13 protein-coding genes are annotated in these 18,847 nt (G+C 69.8%); 2 read left to right on the top strand and 11 right to left on the bottom strand.

Annotation, left to right across the window (positions count from 1 at the left end; all coding sequences use genetic code 11):
* Position 1 precedes the first annotated feature (1 nt).
* Positions 2-1,372: a serine/threonine-protein kinase gene (locus BTHE68_RS25390; RefSeq protein WP_232078059.1), complete on the top strand. Its 1,371-nt coding sequence runs from the start codon at positions 2-4 to the stop codon at positions 1,370-1,372.
* Positions 1,373-1,412: 40 nt separating this feature from the next.
* Positions 1,413-2,240: a PP2C family protein-serine/threonine phosphatase gene (locus tag BTHE68_RS25385; RefSeq protein WP_162069024.1), complete on the top strand. Its 828-nt coding sequence runs from the start codon at positions 1,413-1,415 to the stop codon at positions 2,238-2,240.
* On the opposite strand, the gene tagF is transcribed toward BTHE68_RS25385, so the two are convergent.
* From tagF to tssE, 11 genes are read right to left on the bottom strand one after another with little or no spacing between them, the layout of a single operon-like run.
* A complete protein-coding gene (gene tagF, locus BTHE68_RS25380; protein ID WP_162069023.1) occupies positions 2,237-2,812 on the bottom strand; it encodes a type VI secretion system-associated protein TagF in 576 nt (191 codons plus the stop codon). The two genes, BTHE68_RS25385 and tagF, sit on opposite strands and share 4 nt — an antisense overlap.
* Positions 2,812-6,222 (bottom strand): type VI secretion system membrane subunit TssM, encoded by a 3,411-nt coding sequence (tssM, locus tag BTHE68_RS25375; protein ID WP_162069022.1) that lies wholly within the window; start codon positions 6,220-6,222, stop codon positions 2,812-2,814. The genes tagF and tssM overlap by 1 nt, the downstream gene beginning before the upstream one ends.
* Before the next feature lie 34 nt (positions 6,223-6,256).
* Positions 6,257-7,564: a type VI secretion system protein TssL, long form gene (tssL, locus tag BTHE68_RS25370; RefSeq protein WP_162069021.1), complete on the bottom strand. Its 1,308-nt coding sequence runs from the start codon at positions 7,562-7,564 to the stop codon at positions 6,257-6,259.
* Between the two features lie 31 nt (positions 7,565-7,595).
* Positions 7,596-8,936 (bottom strand): type VI secretion system baseplate subunit TssK, encoded by a 1,341-nt coding sequence (gene tssK / locus BTHE68_RS25365; protein WP_162069020.1) that lies wholly within the window; start codon positions 8,934-8,936, stop codon positions 7,596-7,598.
* Between the two features lie 19 nt (positions 8,937-8,955).
* The gene (gene tagH, locus BTHE68_RS25360) at positions 8,956-10,305 is read right to left on the bottom strand and encodes a type VI secretion system-associated FHA domain protein TagH (RefSeq protein WP_162069019.1); all 1,350 of its coding nucleotides are present in this window, start codon (positions 10,303-10,305) and stop codon (positions 8,956-8,958) included.
* 20 nt (positions 10,306-10,325) lie between these two features.
* Positions 10,326-12,332, bottom strand: a complete 2,007-nt coding sequence (locus BTHE68_RS25355; protein ID WP_162069018.1) for a type VI secretion system Vgr family protein — start codon at positions 12,330-12,332, stop codon at positions 10,326-10,328.
* A 15-nt stretch (positions 12,333-12,347) separates the two neighbouring features.
* On the bottom strand, positions 12,348-12,737 hold the full coding sequence (locus BTHE68_RS25350; RefSeq protein WP_162069017.1) for a DUF4280 domain-containing protein: 390 nt from the start codon (positions 12,735-12,737) through the stop codon (positions 12,348-12,350).
* A gap of 10 nt (positions 12,738-12,747) precedes the next feature.
* On the bottom strand, positions 12,748-15,339 hold the full coding sequence (tssH, locus tag BTHE68_RS25345; protein WP_162069016.1) for a type VI secretion system ATPase TssH: 2,592 nt from the start codon (positions 15,337-15,339) through the stop codon (positions 12,748-12,750).
* On the bottom strand, positions 15,332-16,378 hold the full coding sequence (gene tssG, locus BTHE68_RS25340; protein ID WP_162069015.1) for a type VI secretion system baseplate subunit TssG: 1,047 nt from the start codon (positions 16,376-16,378) through the stop codon (positions 15,332-15,334). The genes tssH and tssG overlap by 8 nt, the downstream gene beginning before the upstream one ends.
* A complete protein-coding gene (tssF, locus tag BTHE68_RS25335) occupies positions 16,363-18,255 on the bottom strand; it encodes a type VI secretion system baseplate subunit TssF (protein WP_162069014.1) in 1,893 nt (630 codons plus the stop codon). Before tssF ends, tssG begins: the two co-directional genes overlap by 16 nt.
* Complete coding sequence (tssE, locus tag BTHE68_RS25330) at positions 18,252-18,809, bottom strand: type VI secretion system baseplate subunit TssE (protein WP_162069013.1); 558 nt, start codon at positions 18,807-18,809, stop codon at positions 18,252-18,254. The genes tssF and tssE overlap by 4 nt, the downstream gene beginning before the upstream one ends.
* Positions 18,810-18,847: the final 38 nt, after the last annotated feature.

The raw sequence follows: 18,847 nt of genomic DNA, 5'->3' as shown, positions 1-18,847 counted from the left end.
GGTGAAAGCCGCTGCGATGGACCCGCCGCGCATCGCCCGACTGGGCAAGTACCGCATCGACGCGGTGCTCGGCACGGGCGCAATGGGCGTGGTCTATCGCGCCTTCGATCCGCACATCGAGCGGCATGTCGCGCTGAAAACGGTCCGCCACGAGCTGCTGGAGAGCGGCGAGCGCGCGAGTCTGATGACGCGCCTGCGCAGCGAGGCGCAGGCCGCCGGACGGCTCACGCATCCGAACATCGTCGGCGTGTACGACTACGGCGAAGCCGATGACACCGCCTATATCGCGATGGAGCTGGTCTGCGGACACGCCCTGAAGCCCTTGCTCGACGCGGGCCGTCCGCTCGCACTCGCGAGCGCGCTCGACTGGTTCGCGCAACTGCTCGCCGCGCTCGGCTTCGCGCACGCGCACGGTGTCGTGCATCGCGACATCAAGCCTGCGAACCTGCTCGTCAGTGAGCAAGGCCGGCTGAAAGTCGCGGACTTCGGCGTCGCGCATGTCGAATCGTCGACGCTGACGCTGGCGGGCGCGATGATCGGCACGCCTTGCTACATGTCGCCGGAGCAGTTCACGGGCGAGTCCGTCGATGGACGCTCGGACCTGTTCTCCGCTGCGATCGTGCTCTATCAGATGCTCACCGGATGCCGGCCGTTCGCGGGCGCATCGCAGGCGGAAGTGATGCGGCAGGTCATACACGAGACGCCGCGCGTGCCGTCCGTCTGCAACCCGGCGCTGCCGTCCGGGATCGATGACGTGCTGATGCGCGCGCTGTCCCGTCGTCCCGCCGCGCGCTTTCAGACGGCCGATGCGCTGCGGCAGGCGCTGGCGCTCCACCAGGCCTCGGACGACTGCACGATTCTCGAAGCGCAGCCGGTGACGTCAGCCGCTGCGCTCGCGTCGGGAACGGGCTCGTGGCGCGGCGAGTCGTTGCCGTCGCTCACGATGTGGCCCGCCGCCACGCTCGCCACGGTCGAGGCGCGGCTCGCCGCGCAGATCGGCCCGGTTGCGCGTCTGCTGGTGCGGCGCGCCGCGGCGCGCAGCGCGGACGCGCCGGATCTGCCGGCGCTCGTCGCGCTACTCGCGCCGCATGTGCCTTCCGAGCGCGGCCGCGCGCAGTTCGTCGCCGCTTTCGCGGACGGGTCGAGCGCGGGCACGGCGCATGGGGCGGCATTGGCGCCCTCGTCGCTCGATGCAGAAGAGGTGCGGGCCGCCGCGCTCAAGCTCGCCGTTTATCTCGGTCCGATCGCCACCCTCATCGCAAAACGCGAGGCCGCCCGCGCGGCCAGCCTGCGCGCGCTGCACGAACGGCTCGCGGCGGCCATCTCCGATCCACACGACCGCGCGCGTTTCCAGCGCGATGTCGGACTGTAGCGCCCGTTCACCACGACCCGCATCCGAAGGAGCACGACCGATGAATCCCGACACGCTCATCCGCCGCGCGCCGGTGCGCCTTGCCGCATGCGCGGCGTCCGGCCTCACCGATGCCGGCCGCGTGCGCCGCGAGAACCAGGACCGCTTTCTGATCGATCCGGCGCTGAACCTCGTCGCGGTCGCGGACGGCATGGGCGGCCATGCCTTCGGCGCGCGCGCCAGCGCGCTCGCGCTCGACTGCATCGCCACGCGACTCGCCGCCGATACGACGTCGCGCGCTCACGCCGACGCCGCCCACACCTACGATCCCGACGCCACCGTACACGATGAATCGGCATGCGCGATGCGCGCCGCCGCCGACGCGCTCGACCACGCCAACGCGACGCTTCACGCGATGAACCTGCGCGAGCGCCTCGCCCACCGGTCGATGGGCACCACGTTGACGGGCATCTGGCAGCCGTCCGGCTCGGCGAGTCTGATCTCGCTTCACGTCGGCGACAGCCGCCTCTACCGCTATCGCGACGGTGCGCTCACGCAGCTTTCGCGCGACCAGACGCTCTATCAGCAGGCGCTGGAGCGCGGTGTCATCGAACATTTGCCTCCGCGCAACGTGCTGCTGCAGGCGCTCGGGCCGCTGCCGTCGATCGCGCCCATCATCGAAACGCATGCGTGGCTGCCCGGCGACCGTTATCTGCTGTGCAGCGACGGGCTGCACGGCGAGGTGCCGCATGGCGAAATCGAAACGGTCCTCGGAGCGATGACGCCGCAAGGCATCGACGACGCCTGCGAGCGGCTGGTGGCGCTCGCGCTCGATGCGGGCGGCAAGGACAACATCACGGCCGTCATCGCCTGCTTCGACGGCGTCTAACCGGCACGGTCATCGAAGAGCGCCGCGACGAACGCGGCATCGGGCAGACCTGCGCTCGTGCGCGCCGATTGCGCGTGCCACCAGACGCTCGTTCCCCTGGCTCCTGCATGCGGCGGCGTCGAAACTTCGTTCGCGTCATGTCCGAGCGATAGCGCCAGCAATCCGGCATCGAAATCCGCGAGACGCGCGCCCTTGCCGAGCGTCGCGAGCGCGAGCGCGCCGCAATGCGCAAACCACGCGTGCGAATGCGGACGCCAGGCGGACCACGCGCCCGCTTCGACGGGCGCGGCGATCGTCAGGGGAAAATGCCGGCCCGCACTGTCGACGCTCGGCATCAGCACGCCCGCCCAGCCGTCCTCACCCAGCACGCCGCCGCCGAGCGCGAAGCGCCACAGCGGCGCGGTCAGATACGCGTCGAGCCAGGCGCGCCCGCGCGCCGCGCGGCTCGCGAGCAGGCCCGCCTGCAACATCGCATCCCAGGGAACGACGAAGCCTTGCGGCAGACGCCGCGTCACGAAGTCGCCGTTGCCGCGCAGCTTGCCGAAGCATCCGGCGACACCCGGCGACGCCATCACAGATGTTCCGGACAGCGAAACTGTTCGAGCGGCGCGCGCCGGAAGGGATTGACGACGCTCGTCGCGTCCAGCTGCAGCACGGCCTTGCGTCCGGCGGAATCGAGCGTGAGCCGGTAGCGGTCCGGCTGCGCGGTGGCATCGAGCCTGCCCGCATCGATCAGATGCAGGAGCGCCCACGGACCGCTCGCGTCGAGCGGCGCGGCTTGCGTCGCAAAAGCCGGATCGAACTGCGCACTGGCGCGGCCCGTGTTCTTGCCGCTCGGCCACTGCAGCAGCATCGACTGAAGGCCGTCCTGTCTGAGCGCAAGCTGCTGCCCGTCGATGTCGAGATTCAGTTGCGTCACCGCCGGATCGAACGAGAGCGCCTTCACGCGAAAACGGATCGACATGTCGCGGCTGCCGTCGTGGAAGAACGCATCGCGGATCTGCGCGGCACGCTGGAATTGCGCGAGCGCGTCGCGCGGCATGCCCGCCGGCGGCGTGCCGGCGCGCCATTGCCAGACGGGCCCGCTCGTATCGACCAGCGCGGCCAGGTTCTTCTGGAAGAAATCGTCGATCAGGCCGCCCGGCGCGAACAGCTTGCCGAAGTCGTCGGCGGCGACGTCGCGCGTAGAAGCACGCACGAAGGGATAGCGGCCATCGAGCGCGCGGCGGCACAGCAGGCCGGCGTTCGCGTTCCACTGCGCATCCAGCCGGGCGCGCTCGCCGCCTTCGAGGAGCGCCGTGCCGGCCGTGGCGATCGACGCGGCGACCGGCGTGAGCGGCGCCGGGCTCGTCTGGCTCGCGAGCCTCAGCTTGCCGAGCGCGTCGCCGGCGGGCGCGGGCTGGCCCATTCTGCGCGCGGCGTCGGCGGCATCGAGATAGACGGCGGCGTCCTTGAGCGGCGCGAGCGCGCGATCCAGCACCGTGGGGTCGCCCGGCTTGCCTGCGAGCTGATGCAGCGGCTGGAAGTGGTCGTCGACGCGCGTCGTCGGGTTCGCGCCGAGCGTCGTCTCGCGCGCCGCCGCGACGATGAACTTCCTGAGCGGCGAGTCGGGCGCGGACAGCTCGTTCGAGATACGCGCGCCATCGGCGAGACCGCTGACGGGCGCTGCGCTCACATCGTCGAGCAGTGCGTCCCATGCGTGGATATACGCGTCGAAGTAACGCTCGTCGAGTGCGGCGCGCAATGCGGCGATGCCATCGGGCGTGAGCGCGACGTCGTCGCGGCCGAGCACCCAGGCGTCCTTCTCGACATTGGCGAGCGCGGCGTCGCGCAGGCGCGTGTATTGCGCATAGCCGGCGCGCGTGTACGCGCCCGCGACGCCGGCCGTGAGCGGCGCGCCGCTCGTGCGCCGCAGCAGCAGCGGCGCGTTGGGTCCGGCCGCTGCGCTCACGCTGAACGCAGCGATGTTGCCCTGCGCGAGTTCGCCATCCACCCGGTTGCCGATGCGCTGCGACAGCGGCAACTCCGCCAGCCGCGCGCGCGCCGTCCTGATGAGCGCGTCGTCGAGCGGGAGCGACGGATCGAAGTGCGTCTTGTCGAACAGCGCGGCGAGATGCGCGTCGAGCGCGCTGCGCTGCGCGGGACTCGCGTCACCCGCGAGCGCCGGAACCAGGTGCGCGCGCAGCGCGGCGGCGTCGAAATGGCGCGCGTCGCCGAGCATCAGATAGGCGCGCAGCGCTTCATACCGATGCGCTTCGGATGCCGAAGCATTGCCCGTTGCGCCATCGCGCAATTCCTGCGTCAAGGTGCCGACCGCGAGCGGCAGCAAGGTCTGATCGAGCAGACGCCGGTACGTCACGCGCGCCGCCTGACCGAGCTTGTCGCCCTGATAGAGCCAGAGCCGCGTGAGCCACGGCACCGGCTTGCCGGCGTCGGCATAGCCGCCGGGCAGCGCGCGCGCCGCGTCCAGGAGCGGCAGCACGGCGAGCGGACCGGCGGCCGCGTTCGCCTCGCGCGCCAGTTGCCCGACATGCTGCGTCTCGCGCTCGAACGCCGCGACATAGGCGCGATTGCGCTGATAGCTCACGGCCATGCACGCGAGCGCGAGCGCGAGCGTCACGCCGACCAGCGCGAGCGCGCCGCGCCGCAGCCACGCGCTGCAGCGCTCGAAGCGGGCGTTCGCGCCCACCAGCCCGGCTTCCGCGATCACCACGTCCTTGAGCATCCGGTTGATGAAATACGCGCGCCCCGACGCATCGCGGTTATACGCCGCATCGCGACGCAAGCCGAGCGATTGCGCGATGCTGCTGATCGCGCGGTCGATCGGCCGGCCGTGCTGCGTGCCGCTCGTGAAATAGACCCCGCGCAGGAGCGGCGACGCGTCGAAGCGCGTGCCGCGAAACGCGCCATCGAGAAAACGGCCGAGCGCCGGCTGCAGCCCCGCGAACTGCTGCGCGAAGCCGTAGATGCGCGCGCGCCGCGCGACGTCCGTCTCACGCTGCATGCGATGCAGCACGCGCGCCTGCAGCCGCGTGCCGAGCGCATCGAATTCGGCGGGGAATGCGGCGAGCGCCGCGCTCGCCCCCGGCGACTCGTCGAGCGCGAAGGTGATGCCCCAGACCTGGTTGCGCTCCGCTTCGCCGAGATCGTCGAAGAATTCGGTGAAGCCCGCGAGCAGGTCGCACTTCGTCACGACGACGTACACCGGAAAGCGCACGCCGAGCCGCTCGCTCAGCTCCGTGAGGCGGCTGCGGATCGTGCGGATGTGCGTGTCGCGCGCGGCGTCGTCCTCACGCACGAGATCCGCCGCCGAGAGCGTGACGATGACGCCGTTCAGCGGCCGCCGCGGCCGGTATTTGCGCAGCAGTTGCAGGAAGCCGGTCCACGCGGATTCGTCGGCGTGTGCGTCGCTGTCCTGCGTCGTGAAGCGGCCTGCCGTGTCGACGAGCACGGCGTCGTCGGTGAACCACCAGTCGCAGTGACGCGTGCCGCCGACGCCGCCGATCGCGTCCTCGCCGAGCTTCTCGCGCAGCGGAAAGCGCAGGCCGGAATGCGCAAGCGCCGTGCTCTTGCCGGTGCCCGGCGCGCCGATGAACATGTACCACGGCAACTGATATACCCATTGACGGCCGTTGACGCCTTTCATGCGCGCCTGCCGCAGGATCGCGAGCGCCTGCTCGAAGCGCTCGCGCAGCACCGCGAGCTCCGCGCTGCCGGCCGCTGGCGCCTGTCCCTGCCCCGCCACGCCGCTCATGAAGCGCAGATTGACGAGCCGCGCGGCGACGAGGCGCGCGCCCCAGACGATTCCCCACACGGCGACGAGCGCGGCCATCGCGATCCAGCGGTGGCGAGCCGTCTCGAGCGGCGCGTGGCCATCGAAGGCGAACAGCGGCCCTTCGAACCACACGACGACGAGCAACGCGAGCACGCCCGCAAGCGTCAACCATTGCGGCGTCCTGAGCGCTCCTGCGATCTTTTTCATCGATATCTCCATGCTGATCTGCTTGACGAATGACTTACGACGATGCGCCCGGCGCGAGCAGCGTGATCTCCACGCGGCGGTTTTTCGCGCGGCCGGCGGGCGTATCGTTCGACGCGAGCGGCTCGGCGTCGCCGCGCCCTTCCGCCGAAAAGCGCGCGGGCGTGCCAGTGAGCGACGCGAGCATCGCGCGCACGCTGTCGGCGCGCGCCTGCGACAGATGCCAGTTCGACGGGAAGCGCGCGGACACGAGCCGCTGATCGTCGGTATGGCCCGTCACGACGACCTTGCCGGGCACGCCTGCAAGCGCCTGCGCGATGCGCCCGATCAGCGCGCCGTAGGCGGGATCGAGCGACGCGCTGCCGGAGGCGAACAGGTTGTCGCCGTTGATCGTGACGATCGAGCGGTCCGCCGCTTCGCGCACCGAGACCAGGCCTTCGCGAATCTCGGGCGCGAGGAAGCTCGCGAGGCTCGCGGCGGCGGCGGGCATCGCGGCGGGCGCGATCACGCGCGCCGGCGCGGCGGGCCGCGCGCTCACTCTCACGCGAACGCGGTCGAGCGCTTCGAACGCGGGGTCGGACGTGCGATTCAGGCTCATCGCGAGCGCGATGTGCGTCGCCACCACCACGACGCCCGCCAGTGCGGCGCAGACCCACGGCGGCATGCGCTGCACGAGCGGCCGGCGCGCGCGCTCGGCGGGCCGCCAGTGCACCGACAGTTCGGTTTCGAACGCGCCGCGCTGGTCGCGGATGATGCGTTCGAGCCGCTCGCGCACGGATTCGAGCTGACTGCGTCCGCCGTCGATCAGTCGATAGCGTCCTTCGAACCCGAGCGACAGGATCACGTACAGAAGCTCCAGCACGTCGACGTTGCGCGCCGGGTCCTGCGCGAGCCGTTGCAGGATCAGAAAGAAGCGCTCGCCGCCCGACGCCTCGTTGTGAAAGGTCACGAGCAGGCTGCGGCTCGCCCAGACGCCGCTGCCCCACGGCGTGCCCGCGATCGCCTCGTCGATGCAGGTGCACAGGCAATAGCGCGCCGCCGCGAGCTTCTCGGTGTCGGCGCCGCCCGCGCGGGCCTCCTGCTCGAAGGCGCGCACCATGCGTACGAGCTCGCCTCGCACGCCTTCGATGTCCGCGATCGCCGCACGCTGACGCAGCGGCAGCGCCAGTTCGATGAGCGGATTGGCCGCGCGCACCAGCGGGTTCAGGCCGCTCGCGGCCGGCAGCACCGGTGCGCGCAGCGCTTCGTCCATGCGCGCGCGCTCCGCCGGGCGTGCGCCCGGTTGCGGAATCAGAATGGTGTCGTCGGGATCGAAGCCGGCTTGCGGCAAGGCGGGTGCATTCACGATACGTTCCTTCGTCGAATGGAGCGGGGATTCACGGGCGGATCGCCCAGAACTCGAACTGGATGCCGGGAAAATCCCCCGCTACATGCAGCGCCACGCCCGCCGAGGTCGCGAACTGCCACCACAGATCGCCGCCGCGCTCCAGCTCGAAATAGGTGAAGCCGGCATGGAACGGCAACTGGCGCGGCGCGACCGGCAGCGCACGCAGCGCGACGCCCGGCAATTGCAGATTGACGAGATCGCGGATGCGCTCGACTGGCCCGAGCTTGGCCTGCTGCGGAAAGCCGTTGAGCAGCACGGCGGGCGCGAGATCGGCCTTCACCGCGAGCACGAAGCTCGCCGAGCGGAACAGCTCGCGGTCCGGCACGATCGCCACGCGCAGGCCGTACTTGCGCTCCTCCAGCGCGATCGGCACGGCATGCGGGTCCATCACGGCGGCGAGCGCGGCGCGCAGCGCATCGACGATCGGCGTGAAGGTCGCGTCGAGCCGCTCGTGGCGATACGCCGGGAACGCGCCCGGACGCTTGCCGGACTGGCTGAACGTGGCAAGCTCGCCCGCCAGTTGCAAGGCGTGCTGATGAAGGTCGTGCGGATGCAGACCGGTCGTCGACGCGATCCCCGCGAACAACGGCTCCGCCCGGTTGAGCACCTGCAGCAGCAGAAAGTCGGCGATCTCCGCCGCGCCGGTCGCGGCGGGCTGGGCGAGGCGCGCGGCGAGCGCATCGGCGCGCTGGTGCATGAGGCCCGTGAGTTCGTCGACGAATCCGCACAGCCGCCGCGACACGCGATAGTCGAGGCAGGGCGGCGCGTAGGCGGCATCGAGCACGATGCTGTTGTCCGCGCGACGCTCGACGATGCGCGCGATCCCGAGCGACGTATGCGCGTGCGCCACGTCCTCCTCGAACGCGAGGCGCAGCTGCAGCTTGCCGACCTGCACGAGCGCGGCGCCGGTCGCGCCTTCGTTGCTGTCGAGCACTTCCGTTTCCGCGATACGGTGGCGCGCGAAGCCATCGTGACCGGCCTGCGCCGCATACGCGGCCTCGGGCGCGCCATGACGCGCGACGGGCAACGCGAGCACGACCGTCAGATCGCGCGCGTCCTCGGGCACGGCGAGGGGAAGCGGGAGTTCATCGTCGGCGGGAAGCCGGAACGGACTGCCATCGGGCAGCACGCCCGCGCACGCGGTCAGCGCGATGCGGCCGAGCTTCAGTTGCCCGACGTCGATCTCCAGTTCCGAAAAGCCGAACGCATAGGGCCGCAGGGCGGCGCAACGCGCGTCGATCTGCGCGCGCATGTAGCGGTCATGCTGCTGCAGATGCTGCGGCTGAAGCAGCATGCCTTCGGACCAGATCACCTTGTTGTTCCTGGACATCGTCGCCTCGCGCTTGGATTCAATGAAGGATTGAAGGAGCCAGCGGCTTCGCATCGGCGAAATCGTTCGCCTGCCGCTCATATGCGTCGTTGAAAGCGCTGCCGGTGAGCGCCTGGAGGTCGTCGGCGCTCGCGCGCGTCAGTTCGGCATGCAGCGCCACCAGACGCTCCCACTGACGCGCCTTGCGGCACGCGGGCAGCCAGTCGAGCCAGCCGCGCCGGGTGTCGGCGGCCGCCGCGATCGCCTGCGGATCGAAGCGCCCGAGCAGGTGCTGCATGGCCGCGCGCGTGCCCGCGAGGACCGCGAGTTCGTGCCGCCGGATATCGTCGAAGGCGCCTTGAAGCGCGCTCTGCGCGGGCAGATAGCCGGCGCTCGCGCCACGCAGCATCTGCGCGAGCGCGCCGTCGCCGTCGGGGAAAAACTTGAGCGGGTTGTTGTCGCGCTGGACCAGCATGGTCGTGTCGAGGCTGATTTCGCGCTTCATCACCGAGCGCGAGAGCAGCACGTCCACGACGCCTCGCACCGCCGTGCGCAGCATCGCGCCCGCGAGACGCGCGACCTCGGCGGCATTGCGTGTGTTGAGCGCGGCGGCATCGACGCCCATGCCGTCGAGCAACGCCGCGTAGGCCGATTCGGCTACCGCGTCGTTCGCGGCGGCCGTCGTGGGGATCGGCAATTCCGGGGCGCTCGTGCAAGGCGCCAGCGCCATGTCGCCGAGCGGATCGTAGTCGTGCGGAATGCCGCCCGCCAGCGCATGCGTGATCGCGCGCACGGGCGGCGCGTAGGCGACCTGCTCGGGCGGCACGTGATCGCTCTGCGATCCGGCGAACGCCGCATGGCCGTCGAGCCGGTGAGGCGCTGCATGTTCACCGCAGAGCGGATCGAAGCGCGGGCTCGGCAGCGGCGAATCCGCCAGCACCGCCGCGCAGGCGAGCGGATCGTGCGCGAAGGTCTGCGCCGCGCCCTCTTGCTGCGCGCTCGCCGCGTCCAGAGGATCGAAGCCGCGACGGTCATGCACGCCAAGCGGCGCGTCGAACGCTGCAGCGGGTGCGCGCGCCATCGTTCGCACGCCGAGCCGGTAGCCGCCGATCTCCAGCACGTCGCCGTCGGCGAGCGGCGCGGGCTGGCCGCCCGCGAGCGGCCGGCCGTTGACCCGGCTCGGATTGCCGCCGAGATCGGCGAGCCGCCAGCCGTCCTCGGTCCAGTCGATCCGCGCATGCACGCGCGACACGGTCTTCGCCGCATCCGGCAGCACCAGCACGTTGCCGGTGCCGCGCCCGATGGTGCCGCCCGCGGCGCCGAAGCGGCACGCGAGCGGCGCGTCGGGCGTGCTGCCCTGATAGCTCTCCACCGTGAGCGTGAGATACATGGAGTCTCCTTGGTGTCCGTTCATCTGGAGCCGTCGTCGGCCTGGCGGGGCGCGGCGGGCGCATCGGGCGACGCGCTCGCCGCGCCCGCGCCGGCGCCTGCCCCGCCGCAGTTGATCTGCACGACCACGCCGTCGATCGACACCGGCCCGGCCGCGCTGATCGCGATGCCGGACGGTCCGAGCACGATGGTGTTGCCGCCCGCCTTGAGCGTAAGCGTCACGCCGGCCTCGATGGTGACGTTCGCTCCGCCCTTCACATCGACGTTAACACCCGCCCCCACCGAAATATTCGCCCCGCTCTTGTGATGTGTATCGCCGCCGATTTCGAGGGAAAACTTGCCGCCGATGCCCGTGCGCTGGTCGCCTTGCACCGCGTCGCTGCGATTTCCGCCGCAGCGCGCGTAGTCGTCCTGCTCGACGATTACATGCCGCTCGCGGCCGATGCGCGTGAGCGCGTCGTGCTTGACCCAGGTTTCCAGGTCGCGCTCGGCGTGAAAGAACAACTGCTCGGCATCCTTCGTATCGTCGAAGCGCATTTCGTTGAAGCCGTTGCCGCCTTTCGTCGAATTGCTCTTGAGCGTGGTGCGGGCCATCTTCGCAGGCAGTTCGTAAGGTGTTGTCTGCGCGGCGTTGTAGACGCTGCCGATCACGAGCGGCTGATCCGGATCGCCTTCGATGAAATGCACCAGCACTTCCTGTCCGATGCGCGGCAGGAAGAACGCCCCGTAGCCCTTGCCGGCCCAGGGCTGCGCGACGCGCACCCAGCAGCGCTGCAGCGACTCGCGCGACGCCTCCGGTCCGAGCTGCTCCCAAAGAAACTGCACCTTGATGCGGCCGTATTTGTCGGTATGGATCTCTTCGCCTTTCGGCCCGACGACCACCGCCGTTTGCGGCCCCGCCACGCACGCGCGCGGCGTGCTGCGCGCGGCCCGGAATCCGGCGTCGCGCGGCAACGCCGTGAAGGCGCAATCGAACACGGGCGGCCGGGCGCGCGCCTCGAAAGTGGAAATATAGTCATCCGAATTGATTTCATATTCGGCCGAAACGACGAGGTACTCACCGTTGTGCTGCGCGAGCGGATGATCGCTCAAATGCACGGTTCCGCCAGGCCAGATGGCGCGCGCGGTCGTGCGCGCGCTCACGAAGACATTGGCCGCCTGATGCGCCTCGACGCGCGCGCGTGCGAGACGCTCGGCGTCCTCGTGGCGCGTGTAGCCCGGCGCGTGCTCCTGCATCGCGTAGACGGGTTCGTCGAAGCGCTTCACGCGATGCGCGCGCGCGACGAGACCTTGCTGCGCCGATTGCGACGGCTTCTCGAAGTCGTAATCGTTGAGCTCGACGATGCCGGTCGCCACTTCGCCGCCCGTGGACCATGCGTAGACCCACTCGTGCTCGTGCGGCGCGCTGCTCTGCGCGCGAAATGGCAGTGCATCGCAATGCGGCGTCGCGCCATGCGCATGCGACGAATCCGTGAGAATCAGCCGATGCTTGCCGCCCCGATGCTCGAAGTAGTAATAAATGCCTTCGCGCTCGGCGAGCCGGCTCACGAAATCAAAATCCGTCTCGCGGTACTGCGCGCAATGTTCGAGGCCCGGATACGTCGCCGAGCACTTGTTCTCGAAGTCGATGTGAGAGTCGGCGAGCACGCGGCCGATGATCGCGGACGCGGTCATCTGGTGGAAGAAGCGGCAGTGCGACGCGCGCGTGAGCAGCCACAGGCGCGGGCGCACCGTCGCGCGATACAGCGCCGGGCGGTTGGGCTGCGTGCTCGCGGGCCGCGCCAGCTCGAACGCCGTGACGATGCCGTTGTACTCGCGCGTGCCGCCCGACGGAATCGCGAGCGACAGCGAGAAGTCGCTGCCGAGCATCTTCGCGATGTCGAGATTCGAGCGGTCGGCGAGCAGTTCGAGATCCCATTGCGCGAGGCGTCCCAGTTCCTCGCGTCCGCGCATGCGATACAGCACGAGCGCGTTCTTGCCGAACGCGCAGGTCACCTGCGCGATGCGATCGTTGTCGGTGAGCATCATCGGCGGCCTCGTCGTTCAGGGAATCTGCGTTTCGCACGTCGCCGGATCGGCGATCGTCACCACGCCGCCCCAATTGCAGAGGCATTTGGAAACGTTGTCGAGCGACGGCTGGTTGCCGAGCAGCGCCGTGAGCGCGCCTGGCACCCAGGGCGACAGGGTCGCGGGCACGCAGGGCATCGGCGTCGGCGTGCCGAGCGCGGCGGCGGTGGCCGCGGCGACTTCGGGATTCGCCTGCGAGGTGCACATGCCGAACGGCATGATGTTCACGAGCGGCTCGTGATCCATGATGTTCGCGGCAATCGACCCTTCGCAGCGCACGCGGTTGACGGGCAGGACGACGAGCGCGGACGGCGTCACGCCGAACGAGCATTGCAGCGTCGCGCCCATGACGACTTGTTGTGGCATGACCGGCTCCTCAATCGAACGAATAGGTGAACTCGCCGTCGCATACGCCGACTTCGACTTTCGCCACGCTGCGGCCATCGACGAGACGGCTCAGGAATTCCGTGCTCACGCGCGGCAGCACGGTGTTGGTGAGAATCGCGTCGATCATCCGGCCGCCGCTCGCGAGTTCCGTGCAGCGCCGCGCGATCTGCCCGACCACCGCGTCGTCCCAGGCGAAGCTCACGCGCTGCCGCTCGCCGATGCGCCGCCCGATGCGCGCGAGCTGGAGACGGATCACCGCATCGAGCATCGCCTGGTCGAGCGGGTAATACGGGATCACCGCGACGCGCCCGAGCAGCGCCGGCGGAAATGCTTCGAGCAGCGGCTCGCGCAGCGAGCGCGCGATGTCTTCCGGCGCCGGCGCTTCACGCCCGCCGCACAGATGCGTGATGAGTTCCGTGCCGACATTGGTCGTGAGCAGGATCAGCGTGTTGCTGAAATCGATCTCGCGCCCCTCGCCGTCTTCCATGCGGCCCTTGTCGAAGACCTGAAAAAAGAGCTTGTGCACGTCCGGATGCGCCTTCTCGAACTCGTCGAGCAGCACGACGCTATAGGGACGGCGCCGCACCGCCTCGGTGAGCACGCCGCCTTCGCCATAACCGACGTATCCCGGCGGCGCGCCCTTCAACAGCGAAACGGTGTGCGCTTCCTGGTACTCGCTCATGTTCACGGTGACGACGTTGTCCTCGCCGCCGTACAGCGCCTCGGCGAGTGCGAGCGCGGTTTCGGTCTTGCCGACGCCCGAGGTGCCCGCCAGCATGAACACGCCGACCGGCTTGCAGGGATCGTCGAGGCCGGCGCGCGCGGTCTGCACGCGGCGCGCGATCATGTCCATCGCGTGACCCTGTCCGACGATGCGGCGGTTCAGCGTCGCGGCCAGCTCGAGCACGCTGGCGGCTTCGTCGCGCACCATGCGGCCGACCGGGATGCCGGTCCAGTCCTGCACCACCGATGCGACCGCGTGCGCGTCGACGCCCGGCAGGATCAGCGGCGCTTCGCCCTGGCGCTCGCCGAGTTCATCGGTCAGCGCTTTCAGGTCGGCGAGCGTGACGGACTCGCCGCCCGCCTCGATCGCCCGCCGCGCCGCGAGAATGCGTCCGACAAGCGCGCGCTCCGTCTCCCAGCGCGCGGTGAGATCGGCGAGGCGCGCACGTTCGGCGTCGAGCCGGGCGGCGACATCGGCGGCGCGTTCCCGCGTGTCGATGCCAAGCGCCGCTTCGCGCGCCACAATCTCGCTTTCCGTCGTCCACGTCTCGATGCGGCGCCTCGCATCGTCGATGGCGGGCGGCAGCGCCTGCTGGCTCACCGCGACGCGCGCGCAGGCGGTGTCGAGCAGGCTCACGGCCTTGTCGGGCAACTGGCGCGCGGGAATGAAGCGATGCGAGAGCTTCACCGCCGCCTCCAGCGCCTCGTCGAGCACCTGCACGCCGTGATGGCGCTCCATCTTGCGCACGAGGCCGCGCATCATCGCGATCGCGCCCGCTTCGGTCGGCTCCGGCACCTTGACCACCTGAAAGCGCCGCGTGAGCGCCGGGTCCTTCTCGATGTGCTTCTTGTATTCGACCCAGGTCGTCGCCGCGATCGTGCGCAGCGTGCCGCGTGCGAGCGCGGGCTTGAGCAGGTTGGCGGCGTCGCCGGTGCCCGCCGCGCCGCCCGCGCCGACGAGCGTGTGCGCCTCGTCGATGAAAAGAATCACCGGCCGGTCCGACGCCTGCACTGCTTCGATCACCTGCTTCAGCCGGCTCTCGAATTCGCCCTTCACGCTCGCGCCCGCCTGCAGCAGACCGACATCGAGCGTACGCACGACGGCGTCGTGCAACGCGGGCGGCACGTCCCCGGCGACGACGCGCTGCGCGAAGCCTTCCACCACCGCCGTCTTGCCGACACCCGCCTCGCCCGTCAGGATCGGGTTGTTCTGCCGCCGCCGCATGAGAATGTCGATGACCTGGCGAATCTCCGTATCGCGCCCGACGATCGGATCGAGCTTGCCCTCGCGCGCCTCGGCGGTCAGATCGACGGTGTAGCGGGCGAGCGCGTCGTTCTGCGCGAGCGGCGCGGCGGGCTCCGTGACGGGCGCAGCCTGCGCTTCCGGCGAGCCGTCGAGCAGCGCGTCGAAGCGCGCGGACAGCACATCGAAGCTGATCTTCTCGAACTGGCGGGACAGCGCGTAGAGCGCGTTGCGCAGGTTCGGCGTGCGCAGCATGCCGATCACGAGATGCCCGGTGCGGACCTTCGAGGCATTGAACATCAGCGAGCCGAAGACCCAGCCGCGCTCGACGGCTTCATCGACTTGCGCGGAGATATCGGAAACGGCGGTCGCGCCGCGCGGCAGGCGATCGAGCGCGGCGGTCAGATCGCGTTCGAGCGCGGCCTGGTCCAGCTCGAAATGCCGCACGAGACGACGCAGATCCGAATCCGCCGCGAGCAGAATCTGATGCACGCAGTGCGCCAGTTCGACATACGGATTGCCGCGCAGCTTGCAGAACGCAGCGCCGTTTTCGATCGCACGATAGGCAAGCGGATCGAGCTTGCCGAACAACGCCATGCGGCTGATTTCAGTCATGAGAAGTCTCCTTGCTTCTGGCTTGCTTCTGGTTCGCTTGCGCCTGCCCGGCGATCACGACCCGATGGTTGTCATGAACCGGCGCGCCGCTCGTGAGCCAGGTGTTCCAGCCGAGGCGCGCGCCGTTCATCGAATGCCCTTGCAGCCGCAGCGGCGGCACTTCCTCGCGCTTCAGATGCAGCGCCACGTCCCAGTCGAGCGGATCGCGCACGTAGTTGCGGACCCAGTCGGCGAGCTTCGTGAGGCTCGCGCCGCCCGGCAGAAAGCGCATGAAGTCGACATAGCCGAGCGGTCCGATCACGATGCGAAACTTGTGCTGGCAATCCCAGACCCGCGTGCCCACGACCGTCGATACGCCGAGCCGCGCGCCGCAAAGACGTGTGCGCGCGTCTTCCGGCAGCGCGATCCAGTGGCCGCGCCACGGCTCGATCGACACGTTCACGCCGAAAAAGCGCGCGAGAATCAGCCGCAGCCCGTCGGCATGGCGCGTCGGCGCGGCAAGCACGCCCGCGAAGTGACGCTTGGCGGAATCGGGCACGGCGTCGCGATCGGCGAGTGCGGGCGCGCCGAGGCCGAACAGGCTGCCGACGTAGCCCGCGAAGCGATCGTCGCGCGGACGGTCGGCGCTCACGACCGGCTGCGCATCCGCCCACGCGCGATAGAACAGCGACAGCATGCGGTGATGGAACACGTCGAGAAAGCGCGCGAGCGTCGGATCGTTCGCGTTGCGCGCGCGCTCGCGCACGTAGGCGGTCAGGTGAGTCGGCAGCGGTCCGTTCGGTCCGAGCAGGCCGAGAAAATTCACCGCGAGCCGGCCGGGCTTGCCGTCCTCGCCCGGCGCGTAGTCGCCGAGCGTCGTCGGATGAAAGATCAGCTCGGGGTCTTGCGAGAGCCGCACGGCGTCGTCGCGCACGGACAGCGACCGGCCGAGGCGCGGACGCTCCGCATGCGCCTGCTCGATCCGCCGCAGGGCCTGAAAGAAGTCGAAGCGGCGGGCGTCGCGGGCGAGCACGCCGTCGATGGTCAGAGCGTCGCGCATCGTCCGGTCCTCGCTGGCCACCGCATGACCGGACCACGCGCGAGCGTCGCGACGTGGGTCTCGGTGAACGAATTGATCGACACGTACTGCGCGAAGAACTGCGCGAGCACCGCGCCGAGCAGGAACGCGCTCGCGCCTTCGAACGCGGCGTCGTCGAAGTGCAGCGTGATCGCGAGGCCGCGTCCGTAGACGATCGGACCCGGCGAAGGCAGACGGCGCACGACCGGCGCGCACGACACCGAACGCAGCCCTTCGACCTGCCGGTGCGCGGCGGCGTCATCGGCGGGGCAGTAGAGCGTGAGGAGTTCGCGCAGCGCGCGGGCGCCTTCCTGCTCGTTCGTATCGACGAGCGATGCGTAGTTAAGCGAAAGATGATCGAGCAGCCGCCACGCCGCCGGTCCTTGCGCGAACGAAGGCAGCGGCCGGCTCGGACCCGCGACGCAGCGCACGGCGGTGACGGGCGCTTCGGCGTCGAGCGTGAAGTCGGTCGAGCCCGCGCCGACCGGCATCGAGAGTGGCAGATCGCGGTTCGTGCACCACGCGCTGATGCCGAGCTGGCGCGCTTCGCCGCTTTGGGGCGCGCTCGCCGCATCGACCAGCGCGATGAACGCTTCGCTGCCGAGGTAGCTGCTGCGCGCGCCGTTCTGCTGCTGCCGCACCGACGCGCGCCGCGCCTCGCGACGCAGTTGATAGAACGCGCCGCCCTCGCCCGGCAGGTCGAGATCGTTCGCGCAGTGGAACGGCCGATACTGCTTCTGCGCATCGGCGCCCGCGCCGTAGCCGGTGACTTCGTCGATCTGATGGATTTCGTAGTCCATCGGACGCGTGCGATCGACCACGACGTGATATTCGAACTCCGTGTCCGACAGCGCGACGCGGTCGGTGCGGCGGCGAAACAGGTTGATGGCGGGCGTGCAGTCGAGCGCGAAATTCGAGGCGTCGACGCCGCGTTCGAGCGACGCATCCGCCTGATCGAGCAGGATCACGATCTCCGCTTCCCGGCCGTGGCAAAGACGCAGCGCATCGCGCAAGCCGGCCAGTTCGACGAACATGAAGCGCGGCGCGAAGGCGAAATATTCTTGCAGCAGACGATAGCCGTCGAACGATTGCCGGCCGACCGGCAGAAGCGCCTCGTCTTCGGCAAAGCCGAGCGGCTGCAGCGTCGTGCCGGGCAGCACGGCGAGCGTGGTTGCGGCGCTCGCGCCATTGCCCGGCTGCATCACCGCGACGCCGACGCAATGCGCGAGCAGCCGCTCGTGCAGTTTGGCCGGCAGGCCATCCGGGCCGCGCAGATACAGCGCGAGACGGTCGAGCGAGAGGCGCTCGAAGCCTAGCGAGCCGGTCGCGCGCACACGCAGGCGCAGTCCCGCCTTGACACCCGCGGGCAGCGCCGCCGCCGCGTTCAGCGATCCCGCGTGCGTGAAGAACTTCGCCTGCGCGATCTCGATGGGCCACAGCGTGAGCGCATGCGCGGTGCGATATTCGCAGCGCGTCGACGCGGACTTGTCGAGCATGCCGCGCAGCGCCGTATGACGCGGCACCACGATGCCATCGGCGCTCGCCGCGAGTTGCGGATTCGCGTGGTCGGCCTGCAACTGCACGACGGTCATCGACGGCGTCGGCGCGAGATAGTGCGGATACGCCTGTTCCAGCAGATGCTGCGTGAAGCGCGGGAACTCGGCGTCGAGCTTCATCTGCACGCGCGCGGCGAGAAAGCTGAAGCCCTCCAGCAGCCGCTCGACATACGGGTCCGCGCATTCGACGCCATCGAGTGCGAGCCGCCCGGCGATCTTCGGAAACGCAGCGGCGAATTCTCCGCCCATCTCCCGGACGTGCTGAAGCTCCTGGCTGTAATACCTGAGGAACGCGGGATTCATGTCTGCTGCTCCCCGGCCGACGCATCGCAGACGCGCACTTCGCCCGCTTCGAGATCCAGTTCCGTGCGCAGGAACAGCCGCTCGGGATATGGCTGCGACCACATGTCCGCCTCGATCTCGAAGCGGATCACGTGGCCGCCTCTCGCGCCACGCGCGCTTTTGGCGACGCCCGCGCCCTTCGCCTCGTCGATCGCCGTCACCTGCACCGATTCCCGCGCGAGCCGCGGCTCGAAAGCCCACAGCGCGTCGCGGATGATGCGCTCCAGCGCGCCCGCGGCGAGCGCGGCGACGTCGCGGCCGGCGAGATCCGGCAGGCCGTAGTTGAGCACCGACGTCGCAACATGCGGCAGCGTCGCCGCGCCCTGCGCGTTCGATCTCTCGCCGAGACCGCTCGCGTTGAGAAGCCAGCCGATATCGCGCTGCACGCTGTCGCGCAGCGCACGCGCCGAGATCACGCGACGCTCGCGGGATTCGTGACGCGCATGCGGTTCGAAATCGGTCAGGCGGTCCAGCAACGACGGCTGCAGCCGGTCGCGGGCGGAAGGTTCGGACATGGGCGGCTCCTTTTGCGGGCAATGGGCGGACGTGACGC

Origin of the sequence: Burkholderia sp. THE68 (assembly GCF_009938265.1) — a bacterium.
Lineage (GTDB): Bacteria > Pseudomonadota > Gammaproteobacteria > Burkholderiales > Burkholderiaceae > Caballeronia.
This window is presented reverse-complemented; position numbering and strand designations above follow the sequence as displayed.